Source organism: Geodermatophilus sp. SYSU D00691, assembly GCF_054050275.1.
The window spans coordinates 15,890-31,829 of record NZ_JBJGYZ010000019.1; the positions used below are offsets into that span (position 1 = coordinate 15,890).

The following is a 15,940-nucleotide window of genomic DNA, read 5'->3' on the forward strand; positions in this document are numbered from 1 at the left end:
GAGCCCGCTCCCTCAGAGGAGGGCGACGCTCGTCGGGCCCAGCAGCGCCTTGATGTCGCCCATCAGCGCGGTGCTCGGCCGCACGCGCAGCCCCTGGTCGAGGCGCAGCACCGTCTCGCGGCCGCCGTTGACCAGCTTGAGGTGCACCTCCGTGGTCCCGGGGTGGCTGCCGAGCACCTCGCGCAGCCGCTCCACGACCGGCGGGGTGCAGCGAGCGGCCGGCATGGAGACCAGCACCGGCCCGCGCGGGCCCTCGGTGAGCTCGGGGACGGTCACCTCGGAGGCGAACAGCGACGGCTGGTCGTCCCGCCGGCTGATCCGGCCCTTGACCACGACGATCTGGTCGCGGACGACCTTGTCGGAGTACTCGGCCCACGTCTTCGGGAACAGCAGCACCTCGATGCCGGACTCGAGGTCCTCGAGCGTGGCGATCGCCCACGGCGCGCCCTGCTTGTTGGTGCGCGGCCCGACCGCGGTGAGGATGCCGGCGATGGTCACGTTCGCGCCGTCCTCGACGCCGCCGGCGTTGATCTCGGCGATCGGGGTGTCGGCGTGCGCGGCGAGCACGTGCTCGACGCCGTGCAGCGGGTGGTCGGAGACGTAGAGGCCGAGCATGTCGCGCTCGAACATCAGCCGCTCGGCCTTGGACCAGTCGGCGCTCGGGATCGCGATGTCCAGCGCCCCGCCGAACGGGTCGTCGGCGGCGTCGCCGTCCCCGCCGAAGCCGCCGAACAGGTCGAACTGCCCCTCGGCCTCCTTGCGCTTGAGCGACATCGCCATCTCGACGGCGTTGGCGTGCACCGCCACCAGGCCCTGCCGGGAGTGGCCGAGGGAGTCGAAGGCGCCGGCCTTGCAGAGGGACTCGATGACCTTCTTGTTGCAGACCACCGCGTCGACCTTGCGCAGGAAGTCGGTGAAGTCCTTGAACCGGCCCTGCTCCTCGCGGGCGCGGGCGATCGCCTCGACGACGTTGTGCCCGACGTTGCGGATCGAGGCCAGGCCGAAGCGGATGTCGGTGCCGACCGGGGTGAAGTCCGCCGCCGACTCGTTGACGTCGGGCGGCAGCACCTTGATGCCCATCCGGCGGCACTCGGCCAGGTACACCGGCCGCTTGTCCTTGTCGTCGCCGACGCTGGTGAGCAGGGCGGCCATGTACTCGGCCGGGTAGTTCGCCTTGAGGTACGCCGTCCAGTACGACACCAGGCCGTAGGCGGCCGAGTGCGCCTTGTTGAACGCGTAGTCGGCGAACGGGACGAGGATGTCCCAGAGGGTCTTGATCGCCGCGGCGGAGTAGCCGCGCTCCTTCATGCCGGCCTCGAAGCCGACGAACTCGGCGTCGAGGACCGACTTCTTCTTCTTGCCCATCGCGCGGCGCAGCAGGTCGGCCTTGCCGAGCGAGTACCCGGCGACCTTCTGCGCGATCGCCATGACCTGCTCCTGGTACACGATCAGGCCGTACGTGCCGCCGAGGATGTCCTCCAGGGGCTCGGCGAGCTCCGGGTGGATCGGCGTGATCTCCTGCTGGCCGTTCTTGCGCAGCGCGTAGTTCGTGTGCGAGTTCGCGCCCATCGGCCCGGGCCGGTAGAGCGCGCCGACGGCGGAGATGTCCTCGAAGTTGTCCGGCCGCATGAGCCGCAGGAGCGAGCGCATCGGCCCGCCGTCGAACTGGAACACGCCGAGGGTGTCACCGCGCGCGAGCAGGTCGTAGGTCGCCTTGTCGGTGAGGTCCTTGCTGATCTCGTCGAGGTCGATCGGCTCCTTGCCGTTCGCGACGATGTTGCGCAGCGCGTCGTCGATGACCGTGAGGTTGCGCAGCCCCAGGAAGTCCATCTTCAGCAGGCCGAGCGTCTCGCAGGTCGGGTAGTCGAACTGCGTGATGACGGCGCCGTCGGCCTCCCGGCGCATGATCGGGATGGAGTCGATGAGCGGGTAGCGGCCGATGATGACGCCGGCGGCGTGCACGCCCCACTGGCGCTTCAGGCCCTCGAGCTTGCGGGCCTGGTCGACGACCTCGGCGGCCCCCGGGTCGGACTCGTAGCGCGCCCGGAACTCGGCGGCCTCCTTGTAGCGCGGGTGGGCCGGGTCGAAGACCCCCGACAGCGGGATGCCCTTGCCCATCACGTCCGGGGGCATCAGCTTGGTGAGCTCGTCGCCGACCGAGTACGGCCGGTCGAGCACGCGGGCGGCGTCCTTGATCGCGGCCTTCGCCTTGATCGTGCCGTAGGTGACGATCTGGCTGACCCGCTCCTCGCCGTACTTGCGCGAGACGTACTGGATGACCTCGCCCCGCCGGCGGTCGTCGAAGTCGATGTCGACGTCGGGCATGGAGACACGCTCGGGGTTGAGGAAGCGCTCGAAGATCAGCCCGTGGGCCAGCGGGTCGAGGTCGGTGATGCCCATGGCGTACGCGGCCAGCGACCCCGCGGCCGAGCCGCGGCCGGGGCCCACGCGGATGCCGTTGTCCTTGGCCCAGTTGATGAAGTCGGCGACCACGAGGAAGTACCCCGGGAAGCCCATCTGGGTGATGATCCCGACCTCGTAGTCGGCCTGCTTGCGCACGTGGTCGGGGATGCCGTTCGGCCAGCGCTTGTGCAGCCCGCGCTCGACCTCCTTGACGAACCAGGAGGTCTCGTCCTCCCCCGGCGGCAGGGGGAAGCGGGGCATGAGGTCGGCGCCCTCGGTGAAGGCGACCTCGCACTGCTCGGCGACGAGCAGCGTGTTGTCGCACGCCGCGGCGAGCTCACCGGGGAACAGCGCCCGCATCTCGGCGGCGCTCTTGAGGTAGTAGCCGTCGCCGTTGAACTTGAAGCGGTTGGTCTCGTTGAGCCGCGAGCCGGTCTGGATGCACAGCAGGGCGTCGTGCGCCTCGGCGTCCTCCTTGTGCGTGTAGTGCAGGTCGTTGGTGGCCAGCAGCGGGACGCCGAGCTCCTTGGCGATCTGCAGCAGCTGCGGGCGGGTCTTCTTCTCGATGGACAGGCCGTGGTCCATCAGCTCGGCGTAGAAGTTCTCCTTGCCGAAGATGTCCTGGAAGTCGGCCGCGGCCTGGCGCGCGCGGTCCTCCTTGCCGGCCCGCAGCCACATGTTGACCTCGCCGGACGGGCAGCCGGTGGTGGCGATGAGGCCCTTGCCGTAGGTCTCGAGCAGCTCGCGGTCGAAGCGCGGCTTGCGGTACTGCCCCTCGAGGCTGGCCAGGGAGGAGATGCGGAAGAGGTTGTGCATCCCCTCGGTGGTGCGGGCCAGCAGGGTCATGTGCGTGTAGGCCGCCTTGCCGCGCGAGGAGCCGCCCTCGCCGTCCTCGTCGATCAGGTTATCGCCGAAGTCGAACGGCGCCCGGTCGAACCGCGAGCCGGGCGTGTAGTAGCCCTCCATGCCGATGATCGGCTTCACGCCGGCCGCCCTGGCCTGCTTGTAGAAGTCGTAGGCGCCGAACACGTTGCCGTGGTCGGTCATGGCCAGCGCGGGCATGCCCTGCTCGGCGGCCGCCTTCGTCACCTCGGGCAGCTTGGCCGCCCCGTCGAGCATCGAGTACTCGGTGTGCACGTGCAGGTGGACGAAGGAATCGCTGCTCACGGGCGGTCGTGCTCCTCGGTGGTCGTGCGTGCCCAACCGTCGGCGGTCCGGCGGGCGACCGGTGGGGAAGACCGGCGGTGCGGGGTTCTCGGTGGGCGGTCCCTCTCCCCCACCCACCCGCGATCCTCGCACTCGAGCAGGTCTACGCCGAGGGTCTGACAGAACGTGTCGGCCACAGGTGGACCGATCCGTCACAGCAGCCGCAGGTGCGGCCGCCGCCGCAGCGCGCGGGCCCGCGCCAGCACCGTCCCGGCCGTGAGCAGGACCACGACCGCGGCCGCGTGCAGCAGCGCCCGCCGGACGTAGCCGCCGTCGGTGCCGTCGACGGTCCAGGTGGACAGCGCCCACGCCATCCCGACGGTCGCCTGCCGGATCGACTGCCCGACCAGGTGGTGCCGGACCAGGTAGAACGCCAGCGGCACGAGGAACAGCAGCGCCACCACGGCACGGCGGCGCAGCAGCTCGACGACGGTGGACCGCGCCACCACCCGCACCCGCCTCACCGGAGCACCCGCGCACGGCCCAGGTCGAGGACGGCGTCGACCCGCTTGAGCTGCTCGGGCCGGTGGGTGACGACGACGGCGCGCCCCTCGTCGCGCCAGTGCCAGACCTGCTCCCAGAAGTCGAGGTAGGACTCGCCGTCGAAGCCCGGGTACGGCTCGTCGAGCAGCAGCACCGCCGGGTCGCCCAGCGCGGCCAGGACGACGTTGGGCTTCTGCCGGGTGCCGCCGGACAGGTCGCCCACCGTGCGCCGGTCGGGCACCCAGTCCAGCCGGGCCGCCAGCTCGGCCCCCGCGCGGAGCGCCGCCGCGCGGGAGAGGCCGCGCCCGGCGCCGACCAGCTCGAGTGCTCGTCGGCGCGCAGCAGGTCGACCAGCGCGGGCTGCTGCGGGCAGTACCCGAGGCCGCTGGTCACGGTGACGCTGCCCGCGTCGGGGCTCTCCAGCCCGGCGCAGATGCGCAGCACGGTCGACTTGCCGGCGCCGTTGGGCCCGACGACGGCGGCCACCTCCCCCGCCGCCACGGCCAGGCCCACGCCGTCGAGCACGACCCGGCGCCGGTAGCTCTTCGTGATCCCCTCGACGAGCAGCCGCGGCGGCGCCACCGACGCCGGCGCCGCGGCCCCGGCCAGCTCGACGGCGACCACCCGGGCGTACTCGGCGGCCGGGCCGAACGCGGAGAGCGGGTCCTCACCGCCTCCGGCGAGGTGCTGGCGGGTCTCGGCCAGCACCTGGTCGCAGTGCCAGGCCTCGACGTTCTCGCGGCGCAGGGACCGGCCGAGCTCGGCCAGCCACTCCGCGGCGCTCACCGCCCGCCCCCACGGCCAGCGCCGCCCCGACCCGGCCGGCGAACGACGCCCGCTCCCCCCGCTCGCGCTCGAGCAGGGCGACGCCGTCGGCCGTCACCGCGTAGTACTTGCGCGGCGGGCCGGCCGCGGAGTCCACCCACCGCGAGCGGATCAGCTCCGCCCGCTCCAGCCGGCCGAGCACCGGGTAGAGCGTGCCGCCGGGCACCGGCCCGAGCCCCAGCTCCTCCAGCGCCCGGGCCACGCCGTAGCCGTAGGACTCGCCCCGCCCCAGCTCGGCCAGCACGCCGAGGGCGAGCACGCCGCGCAGCCACTGCGCCCGTCGGTCGTCCGCCATGCGCGAGAACGCAGCGCCGAGCTGTACAGCGGCGCTATCTACTCCTCGGCGAGTCGCCGCCGCATGGTCACGTGCCGGATGCCCGCCTCCAGGTACTCCTCCCCCACGGCGGCGTAGCCGGCCCGCTCGTAGAAGCGGCGCGCCGCCACCTGCGCGTGCAGCTCGACCACGGCGAAGCCGAGCCGGGCGGCCTCGGCGTGCAGGACGGCGAGCACGGCGGCCCCGTGCCCCTGCCCGCGGACGGCCGGGTCGGCGGCCATCCGGCCGATCACCCCGGTCCCGCCGCGGTCCAGCAGCCGGCCGGTGGCGACCACCCGCCCGGCCGCGTCCCGGCTGACGGCGTGGACGGCGGTGGCGTCGGCGTCGTCCTGCTCGATCTCGGGCGGCACGCCCTGCTCGTCGACGAACACCCGCGTGCGCAGGGCGGCGATCGCCGGCCGGTCCGCCGGGCGGGCCACCTCGGCGGTCACGGGGCGCTCCGGGTCAGCGCGGGCAGCACCGACGCCGGGACCAGCAGGAACCGCAGGTCGATGGCGGCGTGCAGGAGCACCGGCAGCAGCAGCGACCCCGTCTCCAGGTACAGCGCGGCGAGCACCGCACCGAGCACCGCGGTGGTGACGACGCCGGCCACGCCCTGGTAGGCGTGCGCCAGCCCGAACGCGGCGGCGGCGACGAGCACCAGCACCCACGGCGGCGGGGCGCCGAGCAGCGCCGACACGACGGCCAGGAAGAACGCGCGGTACAGCCACTCCTCGCAGATCCCGGCCGTCAGGCCCACCACCGTGAACAGCCGCCGCTCCCCCGTGGTGCGCGGCAGCAGCGCCAGGGTGGCGTGCACGCCCGGGTCGGCGTGCCGCCCGTCGCCGCGCCGGCGGGGCAGCTGCTCGGACGCGGCGCGCAGCGCGCCCGACGCCATCGCCCGCAGGGAGTAGAGGAGGAACACCAGCACGAGGACGACGGCGGCCCCGGTGACCGGCCCCGGCCAGGACTGCGGCCAGCGCACCCCCACCGCCGCGAGGCCGACGCCGGGTGCCGCCGCCCAGACGATCGCGGCGATGACCGACAGCCCCCACTCGAGGACCAGCAGCCGCCGGTAGAAGGAGCGGCGGGCCGTCGGGTCGTGCTGCAGCCGCCCCTCGAAGCGCCGGTGCAGCACGTAGCCGGCCAGCGGCTCGCCCGCGACGAGGTACCCGGCCAGCAGGACGGCGGCCAGCGCCGCCGGACCCCAGGCGTCGAGGGACTCGGGCAGCCAGTCCACGGCTCGGGCCCCTCCCCTCAGGACTCGGCGCGCAGGACGGCCAGCGCACCGGCCAGGTCGGCCGGGTACTCGCTGGTGAACTCCACCCAGCGCCCGTCGGCGGGGTGCGGGAACCCGAGCCGGACGGCGTGCAGCCACTGCCGGGCGACGCCCAGCCGCGCGGCCAGGGTCGGGTCGGCGCCGTAGGTGGTGTCGCCGACGCAGGGGTGGCGCATGGCCGAGAAGTGCACCCGGATCTGGTGGGTGCGGCCGGTCTCCAGCCTGATGTCGACGAGGCTGGCGGCCGGGAACGCCTCGACCACCTCGTAGTGCGTGACCGAGGGCCGTCCACCGCTGACGACGGCGAACTTCCAGTCGTGCCGCGGGTGGCGGTCGATCGGGGCGTCGATGGTGCCGCGCGAGGGGTCGGGGTGGCCCTGGACGAGCGCGTGGTAGCCCTTCTCGACCGTGCGCTCCTTGAACGCGGCCTTGAGCGCGGTGTAGGCGCGCTCGCTCTTGGCCACCACCATGACCCCGGTCGTGGCGGCGTCGAGCCGGTGGACGACGCCCTGCCGCTCGGCGGCGCCGGAGGTGGAGATGCGGTAGCCGGCCGCGGCCAGGCCGCCGATGACCGTGGGCCCCTCCCAGCCGGGGCTGGGGTGGGCGGCCACGCCGACCGGCTTGTCGACCACCACGAGGTCGTCGTCGTCGTGCAGGACCGCGAGGCCCTCGACGGGCTCGGGCGGCGCGGGCACGCCGGGCGGCGGCGGGAGCTCGACCTCCAGCCAGCTGCCGCCGGTGAGCCGGTCGCCCTTGCCGCGCACCCGGCCGTCGACCTGCACCCCGCCGGCGTCGGCCAGCTCGGCGGCCACCGTCCGGGAGAGGCCGAAGAGCCGCGACAGCGCCTGGTCGACCCGCTGGCCCTCCAGCCCGTCCGGCACGGGGAGCGCGCGGTGGAGGCCGGAGGACGAGGTCACACCCCCCATTGTGACCGGCCACGGCAGCGGCCCGGCCGCACGGCGTCAGCCGCGCGCCGCGCCACCCTCCTCGTCGGTGCCGGCGTCGGCCTTCGCGCGGGTCCGGCTGCCGTCGAACTCGACGCCGAGCACGGCGAGCAGCGCGCCGAGGATGCCGCCGCAGACGATCGCGGAGTCGGCCACGTTGAAGACGGGGAAGAACTCGCCGTTCGGGGCGAACACCGAGACGAAGTCGACGACGCCGCCCTGCAGGAAGCCCGGCGCCCGGAAGACCCGGTCGATGAGGTTGCCCACCGCGCCGCCGAGCACCAGGCCCAGGGCGATCGCCCACGGGGTCGAGCACATCCGCCGCGCACTGCGCACGATGACCACCGCGACGGTGGCCGCGATCAGGCTGAACACCACCGTCATGCCCTCGGCGAAGGAGAACGCGGCCCCCGTGTTCCGCCACAGCGTGAGGTAGAGGGCACCGCCGAGCAGCCGGATGTTCTCGCCCTCGTCGATGGTGGCGACGACGAGCAGCTTGGTGACCAGGTCGAGCACGAGCACGGTCGCGGCGAGGGTCAGCAGCAGCCGGGTCCGCGGTCGTCCGGCGGCCGCGACGGTGCCGTCGGGCACCGGCCGGGTGCCCGCCGCGTCGGGGTCGCTGTGCTCGGCCAGGGCGGTGCTCCAGACGTCCGGGCGGCCGGCGGCCGCGTGTGCGCCGACGACGATACGGCGCCCGCCGCCGGAGCCGGCCGCGGCGGGCGGCGTGCCGCCACTCCCCCCTCGGGGTGACGCGCACCGCACCCGCCGGCGGCGAAACGCCCGATCTCGGGCCGGGAACGTGGCGAAGGTCATGGACCGGAGATTCCTCACAGGCCCGAAACCGCATGTCAGGGCCGCATCCGTCCGACGATCGGAGGGAGCGTTCCACCGGGTGGCGAGGAAAGGCAGACGTGAGCTTCGAAGCGGGCGGCCCCGAGGCCGGCACCTCCGAGACTGGTGCAGCACTCCCCGACAGCGCGAACCCCGACGTCGTCCTCGTCGGTGGCGGCATCATGAGCGCGACCCTCGCGGCGCTGCTCGGGGTGGTCGCCCCGCAGTGGTCGGTCGCGGTGTTCGAGTCCGCCGCCGACGTCGCCGGTGAGAGCTCCGACGCCTGGAACAACGCCGGTACCGGGCACGCCGCCCTCTGCGAGCTCAACTACACGCCGGCGGGTCCGGACGGGCGGGTCGACCCGTCGAAGGCCGTGGCGATCAACGAGCAGTTCCAGGTCTCGCGGCAGTTCTGGTCGCACCTGGTCCGCGAGGGCATGTCCGAGGGCTCGCCCAAGGCGTTCATCACCCCGGTGCCGCACATCAGCTTCGTCACCGGCGAGGACGGCCGCGCCTACATGCGCAACCGGTTCGAGGCGCTGGCCCGCCAGCCGCTGTTCGCCGGCCTGGAGCACGCCGAGGGCCAGGCCGAGCTGGCCGAATGGATCCCGCTGATGATGGCCGGCCGCGACCCGCGCGAGGTGGTGGCCGCCACCCGCGCGGTCGCGGGCACCGACGTCAACTTCGGCACCCTCACCCGGCTGATGCTCGAGGACGCCGACCGCCGCGGGGTGCACGTCCACACCCGGCAGCGCGTGCACGACCTGCGCCGGGAGGACGACGGCCGCTGGCGGGTGACGGTGAAGAGCGCCGTCACCGGCGAGGAGGTCGTGCTGCGCACCCGGTTCGTCTTCGTCGGCGCCGGCGGCGGCGCCCTGCCGCTGCTGCAGCGCGCCGGCATCCCCGAGATCGGGGGCTTCGGCGGCTTCCCCGTCAGCGGCAAGTTCCTGCGGACGACCTCGCCGGAGCTGGTCACGCAGCACCAGGCGAAGGTCTACGGCCAGGCCGCGGTGGGCGCGCCGCCCATGTCGGTGCCGCACCTGGACCTGCGGCTGATCGACGGCGACCACTCGCTGCTCTTCGGCCCCTACGCCGGCTTCTCCCCCAAGTTCCTCAAGGCCGGCTCGCTGGTCGACCTCCCGCGCAGCGTCCGGCCGGACAACATCGGCTCGATGCTGGGCGTCGCCCGCACCGAGCTGGCGCTCACCCGCTACCTGGTCTCGGAGCTGCTGCAGTCGCGGGACGCCCGGCACCGCACGCTCACCGACTTCGTGCCCGAGGCCGAGGCGCACGACTGGGACATGATCACCGCCGGCCAGCGGGTCCAGGTCATCAAGCGCGACCCGGCGACCGGCCGCGGCGTCCTCCAGTTCGGCACCGAGCTGGTGGTCGGCGCCGAGGGCACCATCGCCGGTCTGCTCGGCGCCTCGCCGGGGGCCTCGACGGCGGTCTCGGCGATGCTCACGCTGCTCGAGCGCTGCTTCCCCGACCGGATCCCTGCCTGGCGGCCGGCGCTGCAGGAGGCGATCCCCTCCTACGGCCGCTCGCTGGCCGACGACCCGGTCCTGCTGGAGCAGGTCCGCGCCGAGACGACGCAGACCCTGGAGCTCAACGGCTGAACGGCCCCGGCGTCAGCCGTCGGCCGGCACGGGCGGGGGCGTGACCAGGTCGTCGGGCACCTGGGGCAGCACGTTGCGGACGTAGTCCTGCGCCGCCGCCGTCGTGCCCACGTCCCGGCCGGCCGCCTCGGACAGGAACCACCGGTGCTCGAGGATCTCGTGGAAGATCTCCGCCTCGTCCAGCCGCGTGCGCAGGTCGTCGGGCACCATCGCCATGACCGGTAGGTAGATCTCGCGCAGCCACCGGCCGGCCGCCACGGCGAGCGGGACCTTGCGCTGCTGCTGCTGCTCCAGCCAGCCGCGGAAGCTGGCGATGTCGGCGAGCAGCCGGCGGGCCTGGTTCTCCCACACGTCCAGCCCGGTGAGCGCGAGCAGCTCGCGGCGGTGCCGCCCGGGCTCGGCGACGCGGGTGGTCATCCGCAGCCGGCTGCCGCCGCTGGGGTCGTCGATGATCTCGACCTGGTCGACGTCGAAGCCCAGGTCGTTGAGCCGGCGAATCCGCTCGGCGATCCGGTACCGCTGCTCCTCGCGCCTCATCACCTCCTCGTCGGTGAGCTCGGACCAGAGGTGGTTGTAGCGGTGCACCAGCTCGTCGGCGACCTGCAGCGGGTCGATGTCCTCACCGAGCAGCTCGCCGGCCTGCAGGTCCATGAGCTCGGCGGCCACCCGCTCGTGCGCCAGCTCCAGGTCGTACTCGCGCTGGCCGCGGGAGAGCCGCTCGTGCACCTCGGCGGTCTCGGCGTCGACGAGGTAGGCGGTGAGCGCCCCGGCGTCGAAGCGGAACAGGGTGTTCGACAGCGAGCAGTCGCCCCACATGAAGCCGGCCAGGTGCAGCCGGGCGAGGAGCTCGACCTGGGCGTCCATGAGCCGGTCGGTCATGTGCGCCCCGCGCGGGTTGCCGAACAGCGCCCGGAAGGACGACGAGTAGTCGAGGAACCGGGTGACCAGGATGGCCTCGAGGTCGTTCGGCCGCTCGACGACCACGCCGAGCACCTCCACGGCGGGGATGCCGAGGTCCTTGAGCCGGCGCAGCAGCGCGTACTCCTTGCGCGCCAGCCGCTCGTCGATCTCCTTGAGCGCGAACACCTCCCCGCTCTCGGCCACGAACCGGACGACGTGCCGCGAGATGCCGCGCTGCGGGATCTCGGTGAGCCGGTCGTCGGTCCAGTCTTCGAGCGGCTGGTCCCAGGGCAGGTCGAGCAGCCCGGCCGCCGCCTCGGCGGGTGGGCTGAAGACGAAGTGCACGGCGGCCTCCCGGGGAAGTCGGGCGGACGTCAGGGTACGAGCGGGTCGACCAGCCCCCGCTGCAGCAGCCGCCGGGTGACCTCGAGCCCCCACTCGTCGAGCCCGCGGAGCCGGTCGCTGCTGCTGCGCAGGCCGCTGCAGGCCTCGACGACAGGGGCCCAGTCCTCGCGCCGCTCCACGTGCGGCCCGGCGACCAGGCAGTCGGTGTCGTTGACCCAGAACCGCCCCTGCTGCCAGGCCCGCCACCGGCTGTTCTGCGCCGCCGCCCGCTGCGAGGGCTGCGACAGGTCGCCGTCGAGCGGCTCGTAGTGGTGGGCGATGTCCGGTCCGACCCGCATGGCGTCGACCAGCCCCACGCTGGGCAGGATCGGCGCACCGCAGCCGAGCAGGTACGACTCCGGGCCGATCGCCTCGCGGACGACCCGCAGCCCGTGCCGGTAGGCGTCGACCCCGGACACCGAGGGATCGGCCCGCCGGCCCTCGCGGGCACCCGCGTAGACGAAGTCGATCTTGAAGTAGTCGATGCCGGTCGCGCGCAGGGTGCCGAAGACCTCGCGCAGGTAGGCCTCGGCGCCGGGATGGGTGGTGTCCAGCGAGCGCAGCTCCTGGGCGCCCCACCCGCGGCCGGCGACGACGTCGCCGACCAGCCAGTCGGGGTGCTCGCGGGCGAGGGCCGAGCGCTCCCCCACCAGGAACGGCGCCACCCAGATCCCGGCGCGCCGGCCGGCGGCCCGGATCCGGCCGACGATGTCGTCGAGGGAGTCGAAGCGCTCGGACAGCGTCAGCCAGTCGCCGATCTCGGCCTGGTAGCCGTCGTCGATCTGCACGACGTCGACCTCGAGCCCCAGCTCGCCGATGGCCACGAGGTTCTCCTCGACGTCGTCCTGGGTGACCCGCTCGAAGTAGTGGTACCAAGAGCACCACGCCGTCGGCGGCGGCGCGAGCGGGCCGACGCCGGCCGCCGCGGCGAAGCCGTCCCCCCAGCGGGCGAGGGCGGCGTCCAGCCCGCCCCCGCCGTCGTCCACGGTGTGGACCAGCTCCGCGCCGCCGGTGACCACCACCTCGTCGCCGACCACCTCGGCGCGGACGGAGGGGATGTCGCCGTCGGTCCGGGACGTGGCGACGACGTGCACGCCCTCGCCGGTCCCCGGGTCGACGGCGAGCAGCCCCTCGCCCCAGAAGGCGTCGTGCGGGGCCGTCCGCTCGGGGTGGTAGTTGCCGATCCGCCGGTCGTCGCTGACCGGGCGGTACGGGCGCTGGTCGAGCCGGTAGGCGGTCGTGGGGCTCCACGACTGCCAGCCGTGCTCGTAGACCAGCGCCCGCTCCCGGTCCACGGCGACCCGCGCGATCTCCTCACCGGTCATCGCACCGGGCCGTGCCGCGACGGTCCCTCCCCCGCTCTCAGCCCTTCACCGAACCGGCGGTGAGGCCGCGGACGAAGTACCGCTGCAGCGACAGGAACACGATGATCGGCACGATCATCGTGAACAGGCCGCCCGCGGTGAGCAGCTGCCAGCCCTGGCCCTGCTGCCCGAGCAGCTGCACCAGCGCGATGGTGAGCGGCTGGTTGCCACCCGGGCCGACGAAGACCAGCGCGTTGAGCAGGTCGTTCCACACCCACAGGAACTGGAAGATCGCGAACGACGCGAGCACGGGCGTGGACATCGGCAGGATGAGCCGCCAGAAGGTCTGGAAGTGGCTCGCCCCGTCGATCTTCGCCGACTCGATGACCTCCTTGGGCAGCGTCGCCATGTAGTTCCGGATGATGTACACCGCCAGCGGCATGCCGAAGCCGATGTGCGCCAGCCAGATGGCGAGGAACGTGCCGTTGATCCCCAGGTCGCCGTAGATCTTCAGCAGCGGCACGAGGGCCACCTGCGTCGGCACCACGAGCAGGCCGACGATGAGGATCATCAGGAAGTCCCGGCCCGGGAACTGCATGAAGGTGAACGCGTAGGCGGCGAACGCGGCGATCAGGATCGGGATGATCGTCGCCGGCACGGTGATCGCCAGGCTGTTGACGAACGCCGTCCCCATGTCGGCCCGCTCGAACACCTCGCCGTAGTTCTCGAGGGTCAGCCGCGTCAGGCTGGCCGGCGAGGTGAAGATGGTCCACCAGCCGGTCCGCGTGGCGTCGTCCTGCTCGCGGAACGAGGTGATCGCCAGGCCGAAGGTCGGGACGACCCACAGCAGGCAGATGATGACGATCGCGATCCGCACCCAGATCGACGCGCGGGTCGTCGGGTCGTGCTTGCGGCCCCGCCCGGCACGGGACCCGACAGCCGTGGGTTCCTTGGGGACCTGGACCGGGGCGACGGTCTGGCTGCCGGTCATCGCGCGGCCTCCTCGGCACGGAACTGGCGGACCTGGAAGACCAGGATCGGGATCATCACGATCATCAGCATCACGACGATCGCGGCGGCCCGGCCCGCGTTGTTGTTCGTGAACAGCTGGTTGAAGAAGTCGACGGCGATGATGTTGGTGTTGAAGTTGCCGTTCGTCATCACGTAGACGATGTCGAAGGTCTTCAGCACCGTGATGAGCACCGTGATGAACACGGTGATGATCGTCGTCCGGATCTGCGGGATGATGATCCGGAAGAAGATGGCGAGCTCGCTGGCCCCGTCGAGGCGGGCGGCCTCCAGGGTCTCGGTCGGCACGCCCTTGATCGCCGCGGAGAGCAGCACCATCGCGAAGCCGGCCTGCAGCCACAGCAGCATGACCATGAGCAGGAAGCTGTTGAACCGCAGGGTCGAGATCTGCAGCCAGTTGACCGGCTCGCCGCCGAAGGCGGTCCAGATCCCGTTCAGCAGGCCGATCTGGTTCTGCGTGGGCGGGTTGGCCTGGTAGACGAACCGCCAGATCGCGCCGGCGCTGACCGCGCCGATCGCCATCGGCATGAAGATCAGGGTCTTGGAGAACTTCTCGCTGCGCGGCTTGAGCCGGTCGGCCAGGGTGGCGATCAGCAGACCGAGCACGATGGTCCCCGCCGGGACGACGATGATCCAGAGCAGCGTGTTGAACAGGGTGTTCTGGAAGCCCGACGACCCGAGCAGCGACGTGTAGTTCTCCACGCCGACGAACTCGGTGCTCGCCGCGTTGGCGAAGCTGTACACGACGGTCTGGATGGTCGGGTAGATCAGGTACAGGCCGATCGCCGCCAGGACCGGCAGCAGGTACAGGTACGGCTTGACCCGGTCCTCCCAGCGGCCGGGCAGCAGTTCCGCGATCTTGTTCAGCAGGTAGTACAGGAGCACCGCGCCGACCACACCGCCGATGACGGCGATCAGCGCGTTCAAGATCTTGATGGTCACCGGGGACCTCCCGAGAGGGCAGGCGGGTCAGCGAGGGGTGGGGTGCCGGGCGGAGGACCGCCCGGCACCCCGGCGCGGCGTCACGCCGGCCAGCTGGCCTCGATGTTGTCGAGGGTCGTCTGGGCGTCCTGCCCACCGCTGATCCAGGCGGTCATCTCCCGCCAGAAGGACCCGGAGCCCACCTCACCGGGCATCTGGTCGGAACCGTCGAAGGCGAACTCGGTGGACTCGTAGGCGATCGAGGAGATCGTCCGCCACGTCTCGCTCGGGTACAGGCTCACGTCGAAGTCGGTCCGCGGCGAGATCCAGTTGCCGCTCGCCCCGTACTCCGTCGTCCCGAACTCCGACGAGGCCAGGAACTGCACGAGCGCCTGGGCCGACTCGTTCTCCTTGCTGAAGACGCCGGCCAGGTCGCCGCCGCCGAGCACCGGGCGCTCCTCGGCCGTCTGACCCGGCATCGGGAAGACGCCGACGGTGTTGTCGATGTCGGAGAGGACCTCGTCGGGGAAGCCGCCCTCCTGGGCGACGAAGTTGCCCTGCCGGTACATGTAGCAGCCCGGCGGCTCGTCGAACATCGGGTTCGCGGCGGTGTTGAAGTTGTTGCTGGCGATGGACTGCCGGCCGCCGTTGGTCATGCCCTCGGCGAGCAGCAGGTCCTCCATCTGGTTGAGCACCTCGAGCACCCGCTCGTCGTTGAACGGGATCTCGTGGTTGACCCACTCGTTGTAGACGTCGATGCCGTAGTTGATCAGCATCAGGTTCTCGACCCAGTCGGTCGCCGGCCAGCCGGTGGCCGCCTCCGACTCGATGCCGAAGCACCAGGGCGAGGTGCCGGTGGCGGCGACCTGGTCGCTGAGCGCCTGGAGGTCCTCGAACGTCTCCGGCGCGGTGATGCCGGCCTGCTGGACCGGCCCCGACGGGTAGAACACGATGCTCTTGACGTTGATGCTCATCGGCACCCCGTAGAGCGCGCCGTCGACCTTCCCGATGTCCAGGAAGCCCTGGACCATCGCGTCCTGGTCGGCCTGGTCGACGACGTCGGAGAGGTCGAGCAGCAGGTCCTGCTCGGCCATCTGGCGCATGATGCCCGGCTGCGGGAACAGCGCCACGTCGGGTGCGTCGTTGCCCTGCACCCGGGTGTTGATCAGCTGGTTGAAGTTGCCGGTCTGCTGGAACTCGACGTTGACGTCGTTTTCCTCGGCCCAGGCGCTCACCTCGGCCTGGAAGCCCTCCTCCTGACCACCGGAGAAGGCGTACATGACCGTGATGTTGTTGCTGGTGTTCTCGTTGCCCCCACCCCCGCCGCCCTCGCTCAGGCAGCCGGCGGTGAGGACCACGACGGCACCGGTCGTGGCCACCGCCCCGATGGTGGATCTGATGCGCATGTGCACTCCTTCGGACACTTGCCTGGGCTCAGCGGTACGGGGAAGCAGGGTCGGGTGAGAACGGCGCGGCGCGGACGCCGGCCGTTCGTGGAG

Annotated in this window: 14 protein-coding genes and 1 pseudogene; 1 reads left to right on the top strand and 14 read right to left on the bottom strand. The window is 72.3% G+C overall.

Annotated elements, in window-relative coordinates; translation table 11 throughout:
• Positions 1-12: 12 nt before the first annotated feature.
• The 9 genes and pseudogenes from dnaE to lspA form a co-directional block, all read right to left on the bottom strand.
• The gene (gene dnaE / locus ACI797_RS14940; RefSeq protein ID WP_456859560.1) at positions 13-3,570 is read right to left on the bottom strand and encodes a DNA polymerase III subunit alpha; all 3,558 of its coding nucleotides are present in this window, start codon (positions 3,568-3,570) and stop codon (positions 13-15) included.
• A 191-nt stretch (positions 3,571-3,761) separates the two neighbouring features.
• Positions 3,762-4,073, bottom strand: a complete 312-nt coding sequence (locus ACI797_RS14945; protein WP_456859561.1) for a hypothetical protein — start codon at positions 4,071-4,073, stop codon at positions 3,762-3,764.
• The gene (locus ACI797_RS14950) at positions 4,070-4,333 is read right to left on the bottom strand and encodes a hypothetical protein (RefSeq protein ID WP_456859562.1); all 264 of its coding nucleotides are present in this window, start codon (positions 4,331-4,333) and stop codon (positions 4,070-4,072) included. Before ACI797_RS14950 ends, ACI797_RS14945 begins: the two co-directional genes overlap by 4 nt.
• Positions 4,334-4,431: 98 nt before the next feature.
• Positions 4,432-4,878, bottom strand: a pseudogene (locus ACI797_RS14955) (ATP-binding cassette domain-containing protein); the annotation flags it as partial.
• Complete coding sequence (locus ACI797_RS14960) at positions 4,760-5,212, bottom strand: PadR family transcriptional regulator (RefSeq protein WP_456859485.1); 453 nt, start codon at positions 5,210-5,212, stop codon at positions 4,760-4,762. The gene ACI797_RS14960 and the pseudogene ACI797_RS14955, both read right to left, overlap by 119 nt.
• A 38-nt stretch (positions 5,213-5,250) precedes the next feature.
• Positions 5,251-5,682, bottom strand: a complete 432-nt coding sequence (locus ACI797_RS14965; protein ID WP_456859487.1) for a GNAT family N-acetyltransferase — start codon at positions 5,680-5,682, stop codon at positions 5,251-5,253.
• Entirely contained in the window at positions 5,679-6,470 is a 792-nt protein-coding gene (locus ACI797_RS14970) for a CPBP family intramembrane glutamic endopeptidase (RefSeq protein WP_456859488.1), read from the bottom strand. Before ACI797_RS14970 ends, ACI797_RS14965 begins: the two co-directional genes overlap by 4 nt.
• Before the next feature lie 17 nt (positions 6,471-6,487).
• Positions 6,488-7,435: an RluA family pseudouridine synthase gene (locus ACI797_RS14975; RefSeq protein ID WP_456859489.1), complete on the bottom strand. Its 948-nt coding sequence runs from the start codon at positions 7,433-7,435 to the stop codon at positions 6,488-6,490.
• A 36-nt stretch (positions 7,436-7,471) separates the two neighbouring features.
• A complete protein-coding gene (gene lspA / locus ACI797_RS14980; protein WP_456859490.1) occupies positions 7,472-8,266 on the bottom strand; it encodes a signal peptidase II in 795 nt (264 codons plus the stop codon).
• A gap of 98 nt (positions 8,267-8,364) precedes the next feature.
• Between lspA and mqo the strand changes: the two genes are divergently transcribed.
• Positions 8,365-9,903 carry a malate dehydrogenase (quinone) gene (mqo, locus tag ACI797_RS14985; protein ID WP_456859491.1) on the top strand — a complete coding sequence of 513 codons (1,539 nt, stop codon included), beginning with the start codon at positions 8,365-8,367 and terminating at the stop codon, positions 9,901-9,903.
• 12 nt (positions 9,904-9,915) lie between these two features.
• Here the strand turns inward: mqo and ACI797_RS14990 are convergent, their stop codons facing one another.
• From ACI797_RS14990 to ACI797_RS15010, 5 genes are all read right to left on the bottom strand, one after another.
• Entirely contained in the window at positions 9,916-11,148 is a 1,233-nt protein-coding gene (locus ACI797_RS14990) for a DUF4032 domain-containing protein (protein WP_456859492.1), read from the bottom strand.
• Between the two features lie 29 nt (positions 11,149-11,177).
• Positions 11,178-12,512, bottom strand: coding sequence for a glycoside hydrolase family 36 protein (locus tag ACI797_RS14995; protein WP_456859493.1), 1,335 nt, complete (start codon positions 12,510-12,512; stop codon positions 11,178-11,180).
• 37 nt (positions 12,513-12,549) lie between these two features.
• On the bottom strand, positions 12,550-13,482 hold the full coding sequence (locus ACI797_RS15000) for a carbohydrate ABC transporter permease (RefSeq protein ID WP_456859494.1): 933 nt from the start codon (positions 13,480-13,482) through the stop codon (positions 12,550-12,552).
• The gene (locus tag ACI797_RS15005; RefSeq protein WP_456859495.1) at positions 13,479-14,462 is read right to left on the bottom strand and encodes a carbohydrate ABC transporter permease; all 984 of its coding nucleotides are present in this window, start codon (positions 14,460-14,462) and stop codon (positions 13,479-13,481) included. The genes ACI797_RS15000 and ACI797_RS15005 overlap by 4 nt, the downstream gene beginning before the upstream one ends.
• Positions 14,463-14,542: 80 nt before the next feature.
• Entirely contained in the window at positions 14,543-15,847 is a 1,305-nt protein-coding gene (locus tag ACI797_RS15010) for an ABC transporter substrate-binding protein (RefSeq protein WP_456859496.1), read from the bottom strand.
• Positions 15,848-15,940 lie beyond the last annotated feature (93 nt).